Consider the following 18,350-nt stretch of genomic DNA (forward strand, 5'->3'; position numbering starts at 1 on the left):
AAATGAGATAGGCTTCTCTAAAGAAATTAAAAAAAAATTAAAGGTAAAATAGTAAAAGGGCGATTCCAGCACTCCCAAGCCTTTTTTTAATGATAGATATTGCTCGTGATTTTTGATTATTCACCGTGCTGATGCTAATTCCAAGATCCTCTGCGATTTCTTTGGCGCTTTTATCTTCATCTAAAAACTGCCTCATAATAATTCTACATTTTTCGGGCAATAAATCTATTTCTGCTCCGAGTTGGCTAATAAGCTCTGAATCAATAATATGTTTTAAGATATTTTCTTCCGATTCATTAAAATTTTGAATATATTTTTCAAATCGGTTTGAGCGGACTTTTTCTTTGGCTATCCTATCAAAACATGCATTTTTTGTGGAGATATAGAGGAAAGCTTTAATATTTTCAAAGGAACTGAAGGAAGTTCTTTTTTCATAGAGCTTAACAAATATATCCTGAACAATTTCCTCGGCTTCTGAATAAGTATCCGGATATAAAAATTTGTTTGCAAAATAGACTATCGCCTTATGAAATTTTTGAAAGATTTGATGAAAAGCATAATGATCGCCATTTCGCAACCCCTGCAAAAGTAATTCATTGGCCATATTTTCATCTTTCCTCATCATTTAGGTGGCTATAATATATAAAATTAGCTATTATTTCCATTATTTAAAAATTATAATTGCTAAGCTATCAAACTAACCCCTAGAACTTACGGACTATAATAATTCTCATAAAGTCATTTCTATAACTGGATCGTCATCTAATTTTAAAGCTTTTCTTCTCTGTTTAATAAAATCAGCAGGCGTTAATTTATTAATTTTTAAAAATTTCTTATTAAAGTTGTCTCGTGAACCGATACCACATTCCTCCGTTAAGGTTTCAAGAGTATATGATAAGTACTTTTTATCATTATAAAGTTTCTCCGTTATATATGTTATTTTTAATCTGGTTAGGTAATCCGGAAAATGCAGTCCTTTATATTGTTTAATAACATACGTTAGATATTTAGAATTTGTATCAAATTGTTTTGCAAGAATTACAGATGTCAAACCTTTTGCAAGAAAGCCATTATTTTGCTCAAACTTTTCCAATTTTTTAAGAATGTCATCAATAGTATGTGGTGCAACATAGGGATTAGCAGACTTATTAACCTTTGGTGGATTATCATTTGTTGATTCTGCATTTTTATTCAAAATTTTTTGTTCAAGGGCATTATAATTTTTTATTAAAAGATCCTGCTGTCGTTTATGCCTTATTATCATAAGCAATAAGATAAAAAGACAACCGGCAATAATTAATACCGTGTAGGTCTTTCCTTCGGATATCTTCTTTTCTAAACAAAGTTTAGTTTCCAGCAGCATCGGAGTATCATATTCTTTGTGGATCTTAGATGTTAAATATCTAAAATCTTTATTTAACACCTTGTCTGCTTTTATTAGTTGCGTTGTGTAGAAGTATTGTTTTTGAAGATTATTTTCACTTTTATAATAGTTTATTAATGATTCATAATTGTTTCTCACTTCAGGCAATATAAAATGATGTTTTTGGAATACGGAATCAACCATTTTAAAATATGTGATCGCAAAATCATCTTTCCCTTTTGCAAGATATGCTTTACCTATATAAGAATAACAAACTGTTACCCAGGCAAAATCATTTACAGCTGAAATGGATTTTATGGATGAATTTATTGATGAAATAGCTTGATCATATTGCTTGTCTCTGAACTGCTGAATTCCTTTTTCTTTTAAAAAATACCCATATTCCTGCATATATTCTTTGCTGGATGCGCTTTGATAAAGCCCTTCGGAAACTATGGAATCTGCCTTTTTGAATTGCCCAAGATTCCGATAGCAAACCGCCATCTGATGCATTGAGTTAAAGTATCCTCTAAAATTATTATATAATAAGTTTGGATGCAGTGACTTTTGGGTTTCTGTTTTAAAAAATTTACATGTGGTTTTAAATTGTTCTAATGCCTGGTCATAATTGCCGGTATAGCTATTAACAACGCCCATTAGGTAAACCAATCTGTTTTTATAAAATTCATCTTTGATATCTTTAGAAAACTTAAAGGCTTTCAGATATTCATCTAATGCTAGATCGTATTTTTTAAACTGGAAATAATAAACAACGCCTTTTTCAAGATAGGCTGCGCTTATTTTTTCATTGTCTCCTGTTCGTTTAGACGCATAAATTGTGCTGTCAGCAAACTTTAGTTTTTGATATGGTGAAGGCGAATATAAAATTCCATCTAAATACCCCTGTACCAACTGTTGATAGTTTCTTTCTTTTTTAGCCTTAGCAATGTACTGATGTATAAACTTCAAAGCATGTGGGTCGTTTTCGGAGAGACCTTCATAATTTTTCCGCAGAAAATAATATTCACTGAACTCATTAGCATCTTGTGCTTTCACGGACAACGCAAAAAAAATTGAAAAAAATACTAAATATAGTTTAAGGGAGGCTCTCATGGTTGGTGACTTTCATATAAAATTATAAAAATTCACCCATATATGACCTTTTAATGATTAAACATTAAAATTAGCGATAAATTAAGTCAACACCCAGAAACATAAATATTTACGATTGTACATTTTCTAGAATAAGTACACAAATCTTTTAGAAGCGTATCATACAATGGTTTTCAGGCCGAGAAAAGTCCTATAATTTCGATGTCAGAATTCTATTAAACCCCCGGGGATAAATCTTCTAAATATTATGACTATGAAAAAGATTATCTCAATTATTTCTACAATAATTACAATTTTAGCGGGAATTGTTTTTATGCATTCATGTAGACAGCAGGATGATGACCAAGCTTTAGACCAGGACTTTAAGATTGAAAAATCTGGAAGTAAACTAAGCAACAGAAATGCGGATAGTCTGCAGCAAGCATCGAATACAGATGAATTTGGTGTTGGCGAATTTGAATACAAAGATCCACCTCCTAAAAATGGTGGTCAGTGGAAAATTAATAAATAATCCGACTGTTTGTGTATATGCAGTGCGCAATGCATATATAACGAACAGATCTTTTGAGAAATTAAATAGTCATATAAAAAAGCTCAGAAATAGATTGGTACAGAGACAAATTTATCCTTAGAAAGCCAGTCTATGCCATATTTTAATGGCGTTTACATTACTTTTTTAAGTTTATCCATTATGAATAATAAAAATTTTATTGTATGGATATTTTACTTAAAAACCTCTCGTATTTTAGATCAAACCTTCAAGAATTATTACATACCAACTTTCCTGAAAAAGCTTACGATTCCAAATTTATTTCTCAACGTTCCAACTGGGCTTTCAAAGCTTATGAAGGTGCAATCCAGGGGGAGAATTCCGAGGAAGAAGCTGAAAGAATAGCAAATTCTATTCTTTTTGAAGATCTTTATTTTTCCAAGTTCAATACGATCTTTCAAGTTATCACTTACGAATTTGACACCTTTTTTATGGATGAAGAGATAAGACCATTTTCCCTTAAAATGCTGACTGTCTGCGGGGACTTATTTGAGAAATATGATCTAACGGACGATTTTGCATATAGTACTGACTATGATTATCTTTATAACGATATCAAAGTTTTTATTAGTGAATGGATTAAAATAAACTTTAATTTATAATCTCTAATAAAAAACATCCTACATCAGCTTATTGAAAATCCAAAGAACTGCTACATACTACTTGATAGCAGTTTTTTTTATTTTTTTTGTCAGAAACATAACTGATAATGCCAAATTATTCCTTAAAATTCCTTCAAAGGCCAATTTATTAAACGGGCGCAGAATCCCAATAATTTCACTTGCAAATTTAATTTTCAGATATGCAAGGAGATGATGATTTAAGAGGATTAGCAAAAATTATTGCTTTTATGAGGGCAGTAAGTATCGTTCTGGTACTTATGCATTTTTATTGGTTTTGTTATAGTGCATTTGCAGATAAGGGCTGGAACATAGAGGTGGTCAACCGAATATTAAGCAACTTCCAAAGGACAGCAGGATTATTTTCACATACTCTTTATACAAAGGCTTTTGCATTCCTACTTCTTGCTTTAAGCTGTTTGGGAACGAAAGGAGTAAAAAATGAAAAAATTACCTGGACAAAAATTAATACCGTTTTATTAGTAGGATTTGTATTTTATTTTCTTAACACATCATTACTATTACTTTCTCCCGAAATAGGCTTCTTTCTATACATTCTTACGACAAGTATTGGATACATTTCATTGATGGTTGGCGGGATTTGGTTAAGTCGATTATTGAAAAATAATCTCATGGATGATGTTTTTAATAATGAAAATGAAAGTTTTCAGCAAGAAACAAAATTAATGAAGAATGAATACTCCATTAATCTTCCAACTAAATTTTATTACAAAGGGAAATGGAATGACGGCTGGATAAATATAGTAAATCCTTTTCGCGCAACAATCGTTTTAGGAACACCCGGATCTGGAAAATCATACGCTGTGGTTAATAACTACATAAAGCAACATATTGAAAAGGGTTTCAGCATGTATATTTACGACTTTAAGTTCGATGATCTTTCTACAATTGCTTATAACCATTTGTTAAAACATTCAGGGAATTATAAAGTTAAACCTAAATTTTATGTAATTAATTTTGATGATCCTCGCCGTAGTCACCGATGCAATCCCCTTAATCCAAGTTTTATGTCCGATATTTCGGATGCTTATGAGGCAGCTTACACGATTATGCTCAATCTCAATCGTAGCTGGATCCAAAAACAAGGCGATTTTTTTGTGGAGTCACCAATTATTTTATTGGCCGCAATTATATGGTATCTTAAAATTTATGATAATGGTAGATATTGTACTTTTCCTCATGCTATAGAACTTCTTAACAAAAAATATGCAGATGTTTTTACAATATTGACCTCGTATCCAGCATTAGAAAACTACTTATCTCCCTTTATGGATGCTTGGGAAGGCGGAGCCCAGGACCAACTGCAAGGACAAATTGCTTCCGCGAAGATTCCTTTATCAAGAATGATCAGCCCGCAACTATACTGGGTTATGACTGGTGATGACTTTTCGTTGGACATAAATAATCCGATGGACCCGAAGATTTTATGTGTAGGTAATAATCCGGACAGGCAAAACATCTATTCAGCTGCGCTGGGTCTCTATAATTCGAGGATTGTAAAGCTGATCAATAAGAAAGGACAGCTGAAAAGTTCGGTAATTATTGATGAACTACCTACCATTTATTTTAGGGGACTTGATAATCTCATTGCTACAGCAAGAAGTAATAGAGTGTCCGTTTGTCTGGGTTTTCAGGACTATTCACAGCTAATCAGGGATTATGGAGATAAAGAAGCTAAAGTCATCCAAAATACAGTGGGTAATATATTTAGCGGACAAGTTGTAGGGGAAACCGCTAAAAACTTATCAGAGCGTTTTGGTAAAGTGCTCCAAAAAAGACAAAGTATGACCATCAACCGAAATGATAAATCAACGTCTATTTCTACCCAGTTGGATAGCCTGATCCCAGCGTCAAAAATATCAACTTTAACCCAAGGGCTATTTGTTGGAGCCGTAGCAGATAATTTTGATGAACGCATTGAACAAAAAATATTTCACGCTGAAATAGTAGTTGATAACGAAAAAGTTGCTAATGAACTAAAAGCCTTTAAAAAAATTCCGCAAATTCTGTCTTTTGAAGATGAAAATGGTATAGATAATATGCAGGAAATAATACAGGGGAATTACAAAAAGATCAAAGTCGATATTAACGGAATTATTGAACAGGAATTAGATCGCATAAGCAATGATCCATCATTATCTCATTTGATAAAAAAGGATTCTTAAGATATTAAAGAGTTGATATAACAAAGATTAATTTTATTTTTTTCTTAGAAAATCAAAATTATTTCATTACTTAGTAAAATATTGGATTTTCTTTTCTATAAGAAATTTGTTATACTAACTGGCCAATAATTATGAACACTTATTTAGTATCACTGGTCGAAAGTACGTTTAAGGACGCTATTGGAGAGTTGGCAAAACTTCCCTGGGTCTCTCCTGCATTTCACACTAATCAAATTGATGTGATTCAGCTACAGTTGAATAAGCTCATGGATTATTATATTGAATTCTTTCAAAAAACAGGATTTCTGCCTAAAGAATTGGATATAGCAAAAAAATCTTGCGTTATTGAAAAAAGAATAAAAGACTTCAAGAAGGTAAAAGATGATGAAACTTTATTGGGTTTATCGTTTGTCATCGAAGAAATCGAAGATAATGTTAAAAACCGTATTGTTCCCATTCATACCCAATATCGTAAGCCCGAAAATTTAGCATTATTGACAGGAATTGCAGCTACTGATTCTTATGGCAAAACTATTACATTTTTGCTTCATGAATTTGAAATACCGAGGATTCTAATTGCTATAATTGCCCAGGATCTTGATTATATTGAAAGGCTTCTTGACTTGTACGATGCAAAGCTAGCACGTTCTTTAAAGGACTTTGTAACCTCATTTAATCGGAATTATAAGAAGTTCCAAAAAGACTGTAAGATTTATCTTGAAGATACCTTTTACCAATTTTATATAAAATTGAAGATGATTGGGGCTAATCTCGATATCCTTTTTTCAGATATGACAATGAAAGAGGTTGCCTATAATAATCAATTCGGAGACTATTTAAACCTATATAGATTATTTAATCAACATTATAAAATATCTCTGGATGAAATACCTAGATTCAAACAAATATTATATTATCGATAATAATATTCCTATTAGTGGGAATTTATTATAATAAAAAAGCATTTTTTTGAAATACATTAGCTCATTCTAGATATTTTTTTTCACAAAAGGTTTTGGAAATTTGATTATAAATAATCATTAAACCGATTGTGATGAAAAAGTATCTTGGAAAAGACTATGCAAGTATTGTAGCTTATTTTATAGCACTGCTTTTTGTATATGCAGCTATGAGTAAACTATTGGATTTTGAAAATTTCCAGGTTCAACTCGCGCAATCCCCACTGTTGAGTGCCTATGCAGGATTTATTTCCTATGCCGTAATTATAGTTGAATTTGCGTTGGCAGTTTATGTCTGTGTTCCAGATTATCAATTACTTGCATTATATGGCTCTTTGGGTTTAATGACAGCTTTTACTATCTATATATATCTGATAATAAATTATAGTGATTTTGTTCCGTGTTCATGCGGCGGAATATTAGAAAAATTAGGGTGGACTGAACACCTGATTTTTAATATCGTGGTCGTGCTACTAATTTTTACAGCAATTCTTTACAGGGAAAGAAAACAGAATCCACAAAATCGACTGATCTTACCCCTATCCAAATCTATTGCCATAAGTATTGTCAGTTGTGGAATTGTTGTATGCTTATTTTTAAGTTCCGAACACATTATTAAGCAGGAGAATAATTTTACAAGGCGATTTGTACCGCATCCACTTGTTAAAGAACAGATTTATGACCTGGGAGTAAATTCTTACTACTTTGCTGGGTTGGAGGATGGAAATATCTATTTGGGAAATACAACTGCACCGCTTTTCATAACAAAAATTGACACTGCACTAAGAGGAATGTCAGATATAAAGGTAAAATTGGACAATAAAAATCATGCATTCCGAAACTTAAAGTTAACAATCCGCAAACCATATTTTTATATGTATGATGGTTCTGTACCAGTAATTTATCAAGGGAAGCTGGAGGACTCATTAGCAAAAACAATAAGCTTTGGTGATGCATATTTTAATCAGCTTGCCATACTTGATTCAATGCGATTTGCCATTAGAACTCAGCGGAGGTCTGATAAACGGTATATTCTAGCTTCACTAGATTTAGATAAAAATAAAAAACTGGATTTGCAACCGGATATTTTAGAAAAACAGATTGACGGAATTTTTGATGTCGATGGAATTTTGAGTTCTGATAGTCAGAGCGGAAAACTGGTCTACACCTATGTCTATCGCAACCAATACATTGTGATGGATAACAATTTGAAGATATTGAATCGTTTAAATACCATTGATACAACAAGCCGTGCAAAAATTTCTGTAGTACGTTTATCCAATGGCAATAATAAAATGAGTGCTCCGCCTTTTAGCGTAAATAAAGGTTCACTGGTTTCGGGTAATTTATTATTTAATCAATCCAACCTGAAAGGCAAACATGAGCCCGCAAAATCCTGGAAAACATCTTCCATAATTGATGTATACAGCACTGATCAACAGCAATATATTGGTAGTTTTTACATTCGACACAAAAACAATATACCAATGTCTGCAATGATCGTTCAGGACAACAACCTTTTCGTCCTCATTGGAAATGAACTGGTTCGTTATAAAATCAGGGATGGTGCTTTTGACATGAATTCAAAACGAAACAGGCCACTCAGGGAGCAGCCTGTTGATAAGGAACCCAAAAAAGGGATTGCCGAAAACCTTGAAAAGATTAGGCATAAACCAATAAACACTTAATATGAAAAAGATATTATTGCCAGCACTTATTGTAGCAATGGGTGCAGGAGCTGCTTTCGCTACCAATATGGCAAGTAAAGCCTCTAAAGTAATTCCGACCTATCGTATTGACGAGAACGACAAATGTGTTCAGGTACAACAGGATTGTAATGCCACAACTGGATTTGTTTGTACTTGGGATGGAGACGGTATTTCGCAATTACATCAGTTTATGGATAGTGAAACACAATGTTCAGTCGAACTATTCAGAACTACACCGTAACTTCGGAGAGAAGGCGTTTAAAAAAGCGCCTTCTTTTTTATTTGCCTATTGATCCATGGAACTTCTTTTTGATCTTTCAGAAAGTAGTCGAACCATTCCAAAATTCTCCTATCCCTGTCTATTTCTTCTGATGTGTGATGAAGAAAATCGTGATCTCCTTTTGGATAAAAGAGGGCAATAACCTGTTTCTGATAACGCCTTAAACCAATATAAAATTCCATTATTTGCCCCAATGGTACATTTTCATCTTTCTTTCCTGCCCATAATAAAATAGGGGCATTGACATTTTCAACGTTTAGAACGGGACTATTCAATAAATAGCGTTGTTTATCTTCTGCTACTGAGTTTGCCATTTTGAACTGCTCAGTTTCATAATAAAAATAATACGGTTTAACATACTGATAGCTATAAGAATAATAACTGCTGATCAAATCACTTAAACCTGCTCCTGAAACATATGTCTTAAAGCGATGCGAGTGGGTAGCGATGAAATTGGTTTCATAACCACCATAGGAATGTCCTATAAGCGCAATTCTGTCCTGATCAATTAGAGGGTTTTTCATTACAGTATCCAGCGCATTGTTCACGCATTCCAGCGCAGATATGCCGGGTCCATCCTTGCCTTGTTCGATATCAGGAAGATAAACAAAATAACCTCGTTCCAATAAAGTCCTGATCTGGAATCCTACAGGTGATACATTATTTGGAGAAAGATAATCATTGCTTAAAGTGCGTTGTACCTGATAGATATGGACTACCATCGGGTATTTTTTCTTTGCATCATATTCTACTGGATAATATAAAATGCCCTTTAGATTCTTACCTACGGCATTGAAATTATAGATTTCTTGTTTGACCCTTTGTGCTTCAACATCCTTAATTCCGGCATTGAACAGTTTATTTTTATGTCCATTGACATAGGAATACAATGTAGGTGGATGGTTGAAATTTCTTTCCAACGTATAAAAGGTTGTCATATTTCTGTTGAAAAGTAGATGATCAGAGTCAATCCTGTTTTCCGTTTCCGGTACAACCTCTTTCCATTTTCCCTTGCGGTACATATTGTAAGAAGTTTTATTTGAATAATTATCATATACTTCCAGCAATATGGAATCTTCCGGTAAAAATGAATTTAATGTACTTTCACCAAATTCGTTAGTTTGATTTTTAATTTTGACTTTATTTCCTTTTGCAATGCCCAAAGCGATCAACTTCTTTCTATTGATGTCATATTTCCAGAGGTCGTCACTGCTTTCAAAATAAATTTGCTTGCTGTTTGCCGTAAAAACAGGTTTTTCAAGACCAATTTGTTTTATTAGGGCTTCTTTCTTGCCCGAAGCACTGAACAAAGACCAATTTTTACCATCATTGCTCGCTAGGAACAACCTGCCATCCTTGGAACAAAAAAACCTATTTCCCACAAAGTCGGGTCTCCAACCTTTTGTTAAAGTATGTATTTGTTTTAAGCTACCGATTGCAGTTAAACTTTCTGTTGCTTTATCAAATATGTAGGCATCATTGATATCTGGCGTAAACGTAATAAAATTGTAATCTTTTCTAGGTAGATAGGTCAGAAAATATCGATCATTATTTAAAGATTCAAGTACATGGTTCTCCTGAATTTTTAATGACTGCAGTTTATTCGTTATCGTATCCCATATCCAGTATTCGTTATTTACGTACATTCTTTTATGTAGGTTGACAAATGGATCATTGCCATACCAAATGTCAACCAAGGAAGACTGCTCTTCGGAGCATCTTACTCTAGAATTGATGAGAAAGTACTTTCCATCCTGAATTTCCGTCAAACTTACTTCTGATTTGGTTGGAACCTCTAATTGAATTACCTTTTTATAGTCATGTTCTGAATCGAGTATAGTCAATTGATTATGTCCTTTCTGAACCTGAACTTCTGTAATGATAAGCTGTTTGCCAAATTGCGTAAGTTCGATCTTTGTAATTCGATTTTCTGTCGAGTACACAACCTTCTGTTTTGTACCTGCAGTTTCAAGGATCTTGGTTTTTCCTTCATGCTGCTTTACAATATATAGTTTACTTTTTGAGTCTGTTACCAGAAGACCATCAATGTCTGCTATTTCCAGCAGCTGATTTCCTGTAAGATCATAAAAACGAAGTCGCTTATCTTTTGAGTAAATAGCATATTTATCTAAGTTGACCAGCCGATAAAAATTGTTGATATTATTATACTGGTATAATTTACCAGTCTTAAGGTTCACAAACTGTACTTGATCGGCTTTTCTTCCAAAAACTCCTTCTTCCTTAAGAAACTCCAAAATTCCCGTCGATATAATCTTATGTACTGTCTTGTCCTTTGTGCTTACAACATAAGCCGAATCACCACCGAGTTTATATTGCTTATTGATTCCTATCCATGTTCCTTCAGGTGAAATCTTGGGAACCCCACCCAATGTTGCAAATTTTGCCTTCCATTGGGTTAAGGTATCCCCCTGCTGTTGAGCAGGTATAAAAATGAAACCGTTAAAAACTATGGATAACAGTAAATATTTGATCTTAATAGCCATTATTCTGAGGTTTGAGATTTAGATTGAGTAGAATTTCATTTTGGGGGATTGGCCAAAGTTTATGAAAATCCTTCCAGTTAGGCTTTGCAGTTGACAATAAATTGAGTTTATCCATTCTCTTCAGATCAAGAAACCTATGTCCTGTTTCAGTAAAGAATTCACGTCTATCTTCCAAAAGGATTTCATTAAGGAGATCTGCTTGGCTTAAGTTGCTTAATGCCGCTAAACCTGCCCTTTGTCTTATCGCATTTAAATAAATAAGCCCTTCTGTGAGTTTACTCTGCTGAGCCAAAGATTCTGACAATAAAAGATAAGCTTCTTCCACCCTGAATATGATAGAATACTCATTAGCATTTGTATTATCGCGATTTTTGTATTTTTCAGCTCTATACCATATTGATCCATTATAGGATACTGACGCCACCCACTGCTGTTTTCTTAGGTCATTAGAGTTGAAGGAGTTTACAAGATTCATACTCAAAGCATAAGAACTAGGCTTTGCATTTGAGAAATAGTATAAGGTAGCCTGTTTCAGTGAAGCATTATTAATAGGTTTTAATTGCCAAAGAATGTGTTTACCTGACTTTTGAAATACTTTTGTTATATCGGTTTCTATTTGATAAAGCGAAGATTGGGTAATTTCTTTTAACAATTGCTCTGCTTGATTCCAATTTTTCTGTGCCATATAGATCTTTGCCAGTAGAAGCCTTGCCGTCATTTTATTGGCATATATCCGTTCAGCATTTCGATAGTCATCCTGCAATAGTGTCATGACCTGTTGAAGATCATCTATCATTTTTTTCAATGCATCATTTGAAGGTGTTTTATTTAGGATCTGATTTATTGTGTAATCTGTTGTTTGAGGATATGGAATATCCCCCCAAAGTTGGTTCAAATAAAAAAACATTAACGTTCTAATAAATAAAGCTTCTCCCTTCAAATACCTTTTGTCAGACAGTGAAATCCCGGTAGATTTATCAACACCTTCAATAATAGCATTAGCTGTATAAATATGTTTAAAAGATGAAACCCAGATATTGTATACAGTTTGATTCGTGTCAGTTTGTTGGTTTAGATAAAGTTCCCTAGTTGAAGTAATCGTTGTACTGAATTCATCCAGTTCATCCGTATAAACGCCTAGGGCGGCATCAAGATTCACACCTGAAATCGGGGAATTTGACATTACATCGGCATATAAAGCAGATAACGCAGCGTTGGCTGTTTGAAGATCCTGAAATACTTCGTTGCTGGCAATCTGATTATTCGGTAGATCAACGTCAATCAATTTTTCGCACGAAATCGAAAAATACAATGAGAAAGATGCGAAAATGCATGTATATAAATATTTAAAATTTTTCATGAGATTAGAAATTAAAAATTTAACTGTAGTCCGAAAGAGTATGTTCTTAAGGGAGGAAGAAAACCTGAGATTATTGCCTCTGGATCGACACCAAAGAATTTAGTCCATGTTATTAAATTCTGGCCCTGAAAGTAAATTTTAGCACTTTTAAAAGGACTTGAAGACATCGGTATATTATAACCAAATTCTAGGTTTTTTAATCTTACAAAGGATGCATCTGAAACAGCAGCTGTACTTCCTTTAAATAGGTTATGACTTAGCAAATTTTTTGATGCACTATAGGGCATATATGTTCCGTTAGGATTCTCGGCAGACCAGACATCCAGTACTTCCACAGGTTGGTTAACCATTGTACCCGGAAGAGGCATAATTGAATTTTGGTTATAGTTTTTCTTTTTGACGAATTGGAATAAAAAAGATAAATCCAAATTTTTATATCGAATACTGTTATTTATACCACCAAAAAATTTAATTTGAAGATCTTCAATAACCTGACGGTCATCTGGCGACGATATTTTACCGTCTCCATTAAAATCAGTGAACTGATAAAGTCCTGTCTGCGGATTAATACCTTCCAATTGATATAGCTTAACAATCTGCGTTGAAGAGCCAATGGAATATTGACTTGCATAAGGTGAACCGGCAAGACCTGGAAATGATAACAGTTTATTTTTCGGGAATGTTATATTAAGATTAGTTTCCCAATTAAAGTTCTTAGTTGAAATTGGCCTTGCATTTATTTCAAATTCCAGTCCGGTATTCTGCACTGTGGCGTCCAGATTTGCTGTCACACTTGGAAATCCAGTGACGGCAGAAAGTTGGTAGCCAACCAATTGATTTGAAGATCTATTACGATAATATGCTAAATTAGTAGTAATACGGTTCTCAAAAAAGCCTAGTTCAATAGCAGTTTCAAACTTTCTTGTTTTTTCCCAACTGTAGTTGGGATTAAATAGTCTGGCAGGTAAAAGTCCAGTAATTCCATTGTATATTAATGTTGAGGAAACAGTATAATTGTCCAAAAATTGAAAATCCCCGATATTATCACTTCCTGTCGAACCATAGCTACCGCGAATCTTTCCAAAAGATAGCCATTTAGAATCTTTTAGAAATTCCTCTTTTGAGAATAACCATGCAATTCCAAGAGCTCCAAAATTTGCAAATCTGTTATTTGGTCCAAAACGACTACTACCATCACGTCGTCCAGTAACATTCAGTATATAACGATTTTTATATTGATAATTTAACCTACCAAATAATGCGGCATATCTGTATTCAGTAGATGATTGGTCACCCATTCTTATCGTTTTTGCCGCGGAAACATTTGTAATAAACTGATTGCTTTCAAATCCTATTCCTGTAATTTCATCAGTATTCCTTACATTTCTCTGAAAACTTCCCCCTATCAAAAAATCAAATTTATGGTTCCCCCAATTTTTTGTCCAGTTTAATTGAGGTTCAATGATGAAAGAAAAAATATCCTGATCTTTTTTTCTTGATTGGGAAGTAGCGCTGGAAGCACCGCTTGCAAGGGATGGATTATTGACCGTATTGGGAAGTAGAGATAATTCATTTATTGCAGTGTAATTTAAACCTGCATTAATCTTAAATTTCATATCCGAATAAAGTTTGTAATCAACGTTTATATTAGTTTGAAAGAGCTTGGTATCGTTACTATAAGTGGCATTAAAGGCCGCTAAAGGATTGTTAAAAGTATTTCCGGCCCAATTTAAACTTCCATCTTCATTATAGAGCAGAGGTGATACAGGTGGTAGCGTATAACTACTGCCAGTAATATCAGTTCTAACAACATTGTTTTTCTGATTGGTAAACATATTGGATAAACTGAGCTGAAAGCGGTTATCCTTTGAACGATGGGACAGATTAGAATTAAAAGTATTACTGAGATATTTATAACCCTGTCCAAAAGGAGTTGTCTGCTCGTTGTGTCCGAGGCTGACTAAAAAACTGGTTGTTTCACTACCTCCGCTCAATGAAAGTTGGGTGTTACTATAGGTCGCTTTGTTTCCGATCAATGTTTTTTGCCAATCTATTTCATTGTTTCCCCAAGCTCCATTAAGATCATAGGCTGTTGCAGGATAGTTTACAACTCCGTCATTATGGTAAGCTGTACGGCGCATGTTTAGGTATTGATCCCTGTTCAATAATTTGAGGTTCGAAATAGCCTCACTTATACCGTAATTGGTTGTAAGACGTACGTTTAACCGACCTGATTTACCTTTTTTAGTGGTTATTAAAATAACTCCATTTGCTCCTCTGGAACCGTAGATTGCAGTCGCATCAGCATCTTTTAATACTTCGATGCTCTCGATATCATTGGGATTTATACTATTTAATGGATCAATTTTGCCGGAAGGCATCACTGTAGCACCTATTTGCGTGTTTTCAGCTGTTATTTCACTTAAAGGTACACCATCAACGACATAGAGTGGTAGATTACCGTCTATGGAGGAATTCATACTTGTTCTTAAACTATTCTGTCCCCGGATCTGTATTGTAAATCCTCCACCGGGAATACCAGAATTTTGCGTAATATTAACTCCTGACATGCGCCCCTGTAAAGAGGATAATACATTAGTTACAGGTTGATTTTCGATATCTTTTGCAGTAACCTTTGCAATACTTCCTGTTCTGTTCTTTTCGGTGACTTTATAGTATCCGGCATTTAAAGTGATTTCTTCAATTTTGGTTTCTTTACCCGAAAAAGACTCGGATTTTAATGTGTCAACAGGTAAACTTTGATCTTGTGGAGCTATTTGACTAATTGCTTTGATTTTCTTTTCGCGAATGACAACCGTGTTATTAAAAATGGTTGTTTCAAAGGGTAATTCCTTGAATAACTTCGCAAGGCAATCCATTAAAAGTTCGTTATTGCATTTTGTACCTGGTACTTTGTAATTTATAAATGACTTCTTCTTGTAAGAAAAGCGACGTATTTTATTTTCCTTCAAAAAAAGCTCAATAGCATCTACTGCAGGTAGTGATTCCGCTTCATAATTTACCCTCATGGTAGAGAGGTTTTCTTGGGCATAGAGGCCCTGCCATCCGATCAAAAAGAACACGGCGGCTTTGTACAAAATTTTCATATTTTTGTAAAGTATTTTAAATTAATATCTAACCGAGATTTTAGTTGAATACAGGACCGACGGGGCCAACCGTCGGTCATTTCCTTATCCAACATTTTAAATTTTACTGGGTCATGTGTAGTCATTGAGCGAGGGCATAATTAAAGCCCATAGTTTTTCACTCCAATTGAAATGTTTTATCATTAATTTGTTTTATGTTGAAATCCAGCTGGAAAGCAATTATTTCAAGAAGGGATTTAGCGGTAGAATTAGTGGAAGAAATCGTAATCTTAACCTCCTTATCTTTATCAGGAACTATTATTTTTACATTATAAGTTTCCTCTATGATTTGGGCTACTTTAATTAGGGAGCAATCGTTAAAGGACAAACTAGATTTAAGATGAGATTCAGTTGATCTTGATGTGGCAGATATTCTTGCGACTTGTGCAGTTCCCAAATTTGAAAACGTTTCTTTTGGCTTTAGTTCAAATGATTCATTAGGCTTTTCAGATCTATAGACCAATACCTTACCTTCATACAGATCCACGCTGAAAGTTTTTTCATTTTGGTAAATCTTAAAAACTGTTCCCAATACTTTAGTCTCATAATTTCTACCATGAACTATAAAAGGATGTTCTTTTGATTTAGAAATTTTAAAGATTGCGTCTCCATCCAGTGTAACTTCACGTGTATCGGAAGGAAATGACTTTTCAACGGTCAGCTTCGCTCCTTTTTGTAATACTACTTCTGATTTGTCGGGCAGTAAGATCTTACGGGAATCAGAAACAGCCATATAGACATCTGGCCTAATCAAAAAATTATAGCCAAAAACGCAACCGCTAAAGATCACTACTGCAGCAATGCCGCCGTACATTATAGTTTTACGCTTCCTCTTTTGCTTTTCTTTACGACGAATAGCGATTAAAGCATTTGTCCATACTTTATTATCTTCTTCCTCTGTGAGATAGGGAACATTGTCTTTCATAAAAAGAGCCTTTTATATGTATAGGAGAAAAGAGGAAAAAACCACATGGTTTTTATGGGAAATTAACTTATTTTATGATACTTTAACATCATTTAGTAATTTTCACTTTGCTTTTCAGGTAGATCATAGATTGTGAGATATGCTCTTCAACCGTTCTTTTGGAGATCTTAAAATTAGCGGCAATTTTCTCTTGCGTAACTCCATCTATTTTATTCATTTTGAAAATTTTTCTGCGAAGCGGAGGAAAAAGCTCTTCAATCGCTGTTTCGATTTCTGAGAGATTTTCCTCTTTATTTTGTGCAATGACTAAATCTTCATGCGAAGGATCAGATAAATGTATGGGTAGATCGCTAGTTTTATCGATTTTTGCGTTCCTATAAAAATGTGCTATTTCTTGTTGGCAGGTTTTTATGACGATGCTTTCAATATTGGTAGAGTCCAGTTTAGACCGATATTCCCATATATGGATAATGACATTCTGAAAGACATCCAAAACATCGTCCCTATTACTGATCTTTTTATAAATGAGAGAAAATATTAGCGGATTAAATTTATGAAGAAGCTTATGATATTGTTGTTCTTCAATTCTGATATGTCGGTTAAGAGACCACATTGTGCTAATAGCAAAATTAGTAATTTTTTAATAGATAATTAAATTTGTCGAAATATTTTTTAATTATACTGGAAAAATATGCCACAACATCAGTATTATTCATAATTATTTTTTCAACAATAAAACACAATTACCAATTGGAATATTTATTTCTAAAAAATCAATATATTAGCAGTCGGAATATTTAATAGAATATTAAGATATAAACGAGCGTAAGCTATCGAAAATTTAATCTAAGAAAACCGCTAATTTTCAAAAACAGATGCAATTCGATAGACTTACGCCTGTGCCTACTATTGGCATGGGCTAAGTCTTTTCGGCATCTGGGTTCTTAGCGGTACCTCTTAGACGATTGGCTTCAGTACCATGCCTTTCTTTGTTTATCCCCAATAAATATGTAAGAAAGATAATTAAACTTCCCAAAGTTTAAAATGCGACAGGTTCTGACGTTTTCTAGTTATAATTTCGCTCCATATATTTTTTGAATGAGAATTTAAAAGTAAAATTCCGTGAAAATACCTAGAGCCGAAAAACATAAATAGAATTAAATTGCAAATCCCTCCGACAAAAAGCACAGTTTTACCGATGAGATATATTATTTTACTATTTTTTAATGTCAGTTCCATTTGTCTCGCACAAATACCCAAGTTTCCTGAAATGCCCCAGCAGAATAATCTATTTAGGGTGCAGGAGACCCAAACGACCAATCCTGGTTGTTATAATCATTCTCGAATTAATTCCCATGCCGATCCTCGGATAAATCAACAAGCAGATCAAGAGCAGATTAATAAGGAGGTTGAACGTCAGATTGCTGACCTAAGGGCCGAATCCTTCGCTAAAAACTTTAAACTTGCTTCATTAGCAAATCAAAAAGGTACCTCCGCATATTATGCAGCGTATGAAAATCTGTCACAACTTGATCCCGAAAGCTATTCCATAGCTGATGCTGTCTTTATAGTTGAAAACGCCTATTACGATAACAATAAAAACTTCCATGAATCTTACCAAAATTAAATCCAAAA

General features: G+C 33.9%; 14 protein-coding genes. 7 read left to right on the forward strand and 7 right to left on the reverse strand.

Annotated features, from left to right (window positions below; genetic code table 11):
* Positions 1 to 37 precede the first annotated feature (37 nt).
* Both DBR39_RS12140 and DBR39_RS12145 read right to left on the reverse strand, forming a co-directional pair.
* A complete protein-coding gene (locus tag DBR39_RS12140) occupies positions 38 to 604 on the reverse strand; it encodes an RNA polymerase sigma factor (protein WP_185147178.1) in 567 nt (188 codons plus the stop codon).
* Between the two features lie 126 nt (positions 605 to 730).
* Entirely contained in the window at positions 731 to 2,476 is a 1,746-nt protein-coding gene (locus tag DBR39_RS12145; RefSeq protein WP_124533435.1) for an AraC family transcriptional regulator, read from the reverse strand.
* Between the two features lie 253 nt (positions 2,477 to 2,729).
* On the opposite strand from DBR39_RS12145, the gene DBR39_RS12150 reads away from it, so the two are divergent.
* From DBR39_RS12150 to DBR39_RS12175, 6 genes are all read left to right on the forward strand, one after another.
* A complete protein-coding gene (locus tag DBR39_RS12150) occupies positions 2,730 to 2,987 on the forward strand; it encodes a hypothetical protein (RefSeq protein WP_124533437.1) in 258 nt (85 codons plus the stop codon).
* Positions 2,988 to 3,190: 203 nt separating this feature from the next.
* The gene (locus DBR39_RS12155; protein WP_124533439.1) at positions 3,191 to 3,628 is read left to right on the forward strand and encodes a DUF1896 family protein; all 438 of its coding nucleotides are present in this window, start codon (positions 3,191 to 3,193) and stop codon (positions 3,626 to 3,628) included.
* A gap of 200 nt (positions 3,629 to 3,828) precedes the next feature.
* The gene (mobC, locus tag DBR39_RS12160) at positions 3,829 to 5,832 is read left to right on the forward strand and encodes a conjugal transfer protein MobC (protein ID WP_124533440.1); all 2,004 of its coding nucleotides are present in this window, start codon (positions 3,829 to 3,831) and stop codon (positions 5,830 to 5,832) included.
* A 131-nt stretch (positions 5,833 to 5,963) separates the two neighbouring features.
* Positions 5,964 to 6,755: an AraC family transcriptional regulator gene (locus DBR39_RS12165; protein ID WP_124533442.1), complete on the forward strand. Its 792-nt coding sequence runs from the start codon at positions 5,964 to 5,966 to the stop codon at positions 6,753 to 6,755.
* A 131-nt stretch (positions 6,756 to 6,886) separates the two neighbouring features.
* Positions 6,887 to 8,479: a DoxX family protein gene (locus DBR39_RS12170; protein WP_124533444.1), complete on the forward strand. Its 1,593-nt coding sequence runs from the start codon at positions 6,887 to 6,889 to the stop codon at positions 8,477 to 8,479.
* Between the two features lies 1 nt (position 8,480).
* Positions 8,481 to 8,741 carry a DUF6520 family protein gene (locus DBR39_RS12175; protein ID WP_228447826.1) on the forward strand — a complete coding sequence of 87 codons (261 nt, stop codon included), beginning with the start codon at positions 8,481 to 8,483 and terminating at the stop codon, positions 8,739 to 8,741.
* A gap of 17 nt (positions 8,742 to 8,758) precedes the next feature.
* Here the strand turns inward: DBR39_RS12175 and DBR39_RS12180 are convergent, their stop codons facing one another.
* The 5 genes from DBR39_RS12180 to DBR39_RS12200 form a co-directional block, all read right to left on the reverse strand.
* Positions 8,759 to 11,284: an alpha/beta hydrolase family protein gene (locus DBR39_RS12180; RefSeq protein WP_124533448.1), complete on the reverse strand. Its 2,526-nt coding sequence runs from the start codon at positions 11,282 to 11,284 to the stop codon at positions 8,759 to 8,761.
* Positions 11,274 to 12,644, reverse strand: a complete 1,371-nt coding sequence (locus tag DBR39_RS12185; RefSeq protein ID WP_124533450.1) for a RagB/SusD family nutrient uptake outer membrane protein — start codon at positions 12,642 to 12,644, stop codon at positions 11,274 to 11,276. Before DBR39_RS12185 ends, DBR39_RS12180 begins: the two co-directional genes overlap by 11 nt.
* Before the next feature lie 11 nt (positions 12,645 to 12,655).
* The gene (locus DBR39_RS12190) at positions 12,656 to 15,751 is read right to left on the reverse strand and encodes a SusC/RagA family TonB-linked outer membrane protein (protein ID WP_124533452.1); all 3,096 of its coding nucleotides are present in this window, start codon (positions 15,749 to 15,751) and stop codon (positions 12,656 to 12,658) included.
* Positions 15,752 to 15,908: 157 nt separating this feature from the next.
* The gene (locus DBR39_RS12195; RefSeq protein ID WP_124533454.1) at positions 15,909 to 16,715 is read right to left on the reverse strand and encodes a FecR family protein; all 807 of its coding nucleotides are present in this window, start codon (positions 16,713 to 16,715) and stop codon (positions 15,909 to 15,911) included.
* 88 nt (positions 16,716 to 16,803) lie between these two features.
* Entirely contained in the window at positions 16,804 to 17,328 is a 525-nt protein-coding gene (locus tag DBR39_RS12200; protein WP_124533456.1) for an RNA polymerase sigma factor, read from the reverse strand.
* Between the two features lie 585 nt (positions 17,329 to 17,913).
* Here DBR39_RS12200 and DBR39_RS12205 point away from each other — a divergent pair.
* Positions 17,914 to 18,342, forward strand: a complete 429-nt coding sequence (locus DBR39_RS12205) for a hypothetical protein (RefSeq protein ID WP_124533458.1) — start codon at positions 17,914 to 17,916, stop codon at positions 18,340 to 18,342.
* Positions 18,343 to 18,350 lie beyond the last annotated feature (8 nt).

The organism is Chryseobacterium sp. KBW03 (genome assembly GCF_003852415.1).
In the GTDB taxonomy this organism is placed as follows: Bacteria; Bacteroidota; Bacteroidia; order Flavobacteriales; family Weeksellaceae; genus Chryseobacterium; species Chryseobacterium viscerum.

Coding starts and splice junctions, on each gene's coding strand:
- DBR39_RS12140 (WP_185147178.1), bottom strand. CDS start 604: ATGGCCAATGAATTACTTTTGCAGGGGTTGCGAAATGGCGATCATTAT.
- DBR39_RS12145 (WP_124533435.1), bottom strand. CDS start 2,476: ATGAGAGCCTCCCTTAAACTATATTTAGTATTTTTTTCAATTTTTTTT.
- DBR39_RS12150 (WP_124533437.1), top strand. CDS start 2,730: ATGAAAAAGATTATCTCAATTATTTCTACAATAATTACAATTTTAGCG.
- DBR39_RS12155 (WP_124533439.1), top strand. CDS start 3,191: ATGGATATTTTACTTAAAAACCTCTCGTATTTTAGATCAAACCTTCAA.
- mobC (WP_124533440.1), top strand. CDS start 3,829: ATGCAAGGAGATGATGATTTAAGAGGATTAGCAAAAATTATTGCTTTT.
- DBR39_RS12165 (WP_124533442.1), top strand. CDS start 5,964: ATGAACACTTATTTAGTATCACTGGTCGAAAGTACGTTTAAGGACGCT.
- DBR39_RS12170 (WP_124533444.1), top strand. CDS start 6,887: ATGAAAAAGTATCTTGGAAAAGACTATGCAAGTATTGTAGCTTATTTT.
- DBR39_RS12175 (WP_228447826.1), top strand. CDS start 8,481: ATGAAAAAGATATTATTGCCAGCACTTATTGTAGCAATGGGTGCAGGA.
- DBR39_RS12180 (WP_124533448.1), bottom strand. CDS start 11,284: ATGGCTATTAAGATCAAATATTTACTGTTATCCATAGTTTTTAACGGT.
- DBR39_RS12185 (WP_124533450.1), bottom strand. CDS start 12,644: ATGAAAAATTTTAAATATTTATATACATGCATTTTCGCATCTTTCTCA.
- DBR39_RS12190 (WP_124533452.1), bottom strand. CDS start 15,751: ATGAAAATTTTGTACAAAGCCGCCGTGTTCTTTTTGATCGGATGGCAG.
- DBR39_RS12195 (WP_124533454.1), bottom strand. CDS start 16,715: ATGAAAGACAATGTTCCCTATCTCACAGAGGAAGAAGATAATAAAGTA.
- DBR39_RS12200 (WP_124533456.1), bottom strand. CDS start 17,328: ATGTGGTCTCTTAACCGACATATCAGAATTGAAGAACAACAATATCAT.
- DBR39_RS12205 (WP_124533458.1), top strand. CDS start 17,914: ATGAGATATATTATTTTACTATTTTTTAATGTCAGTTCCATTTGTCTC.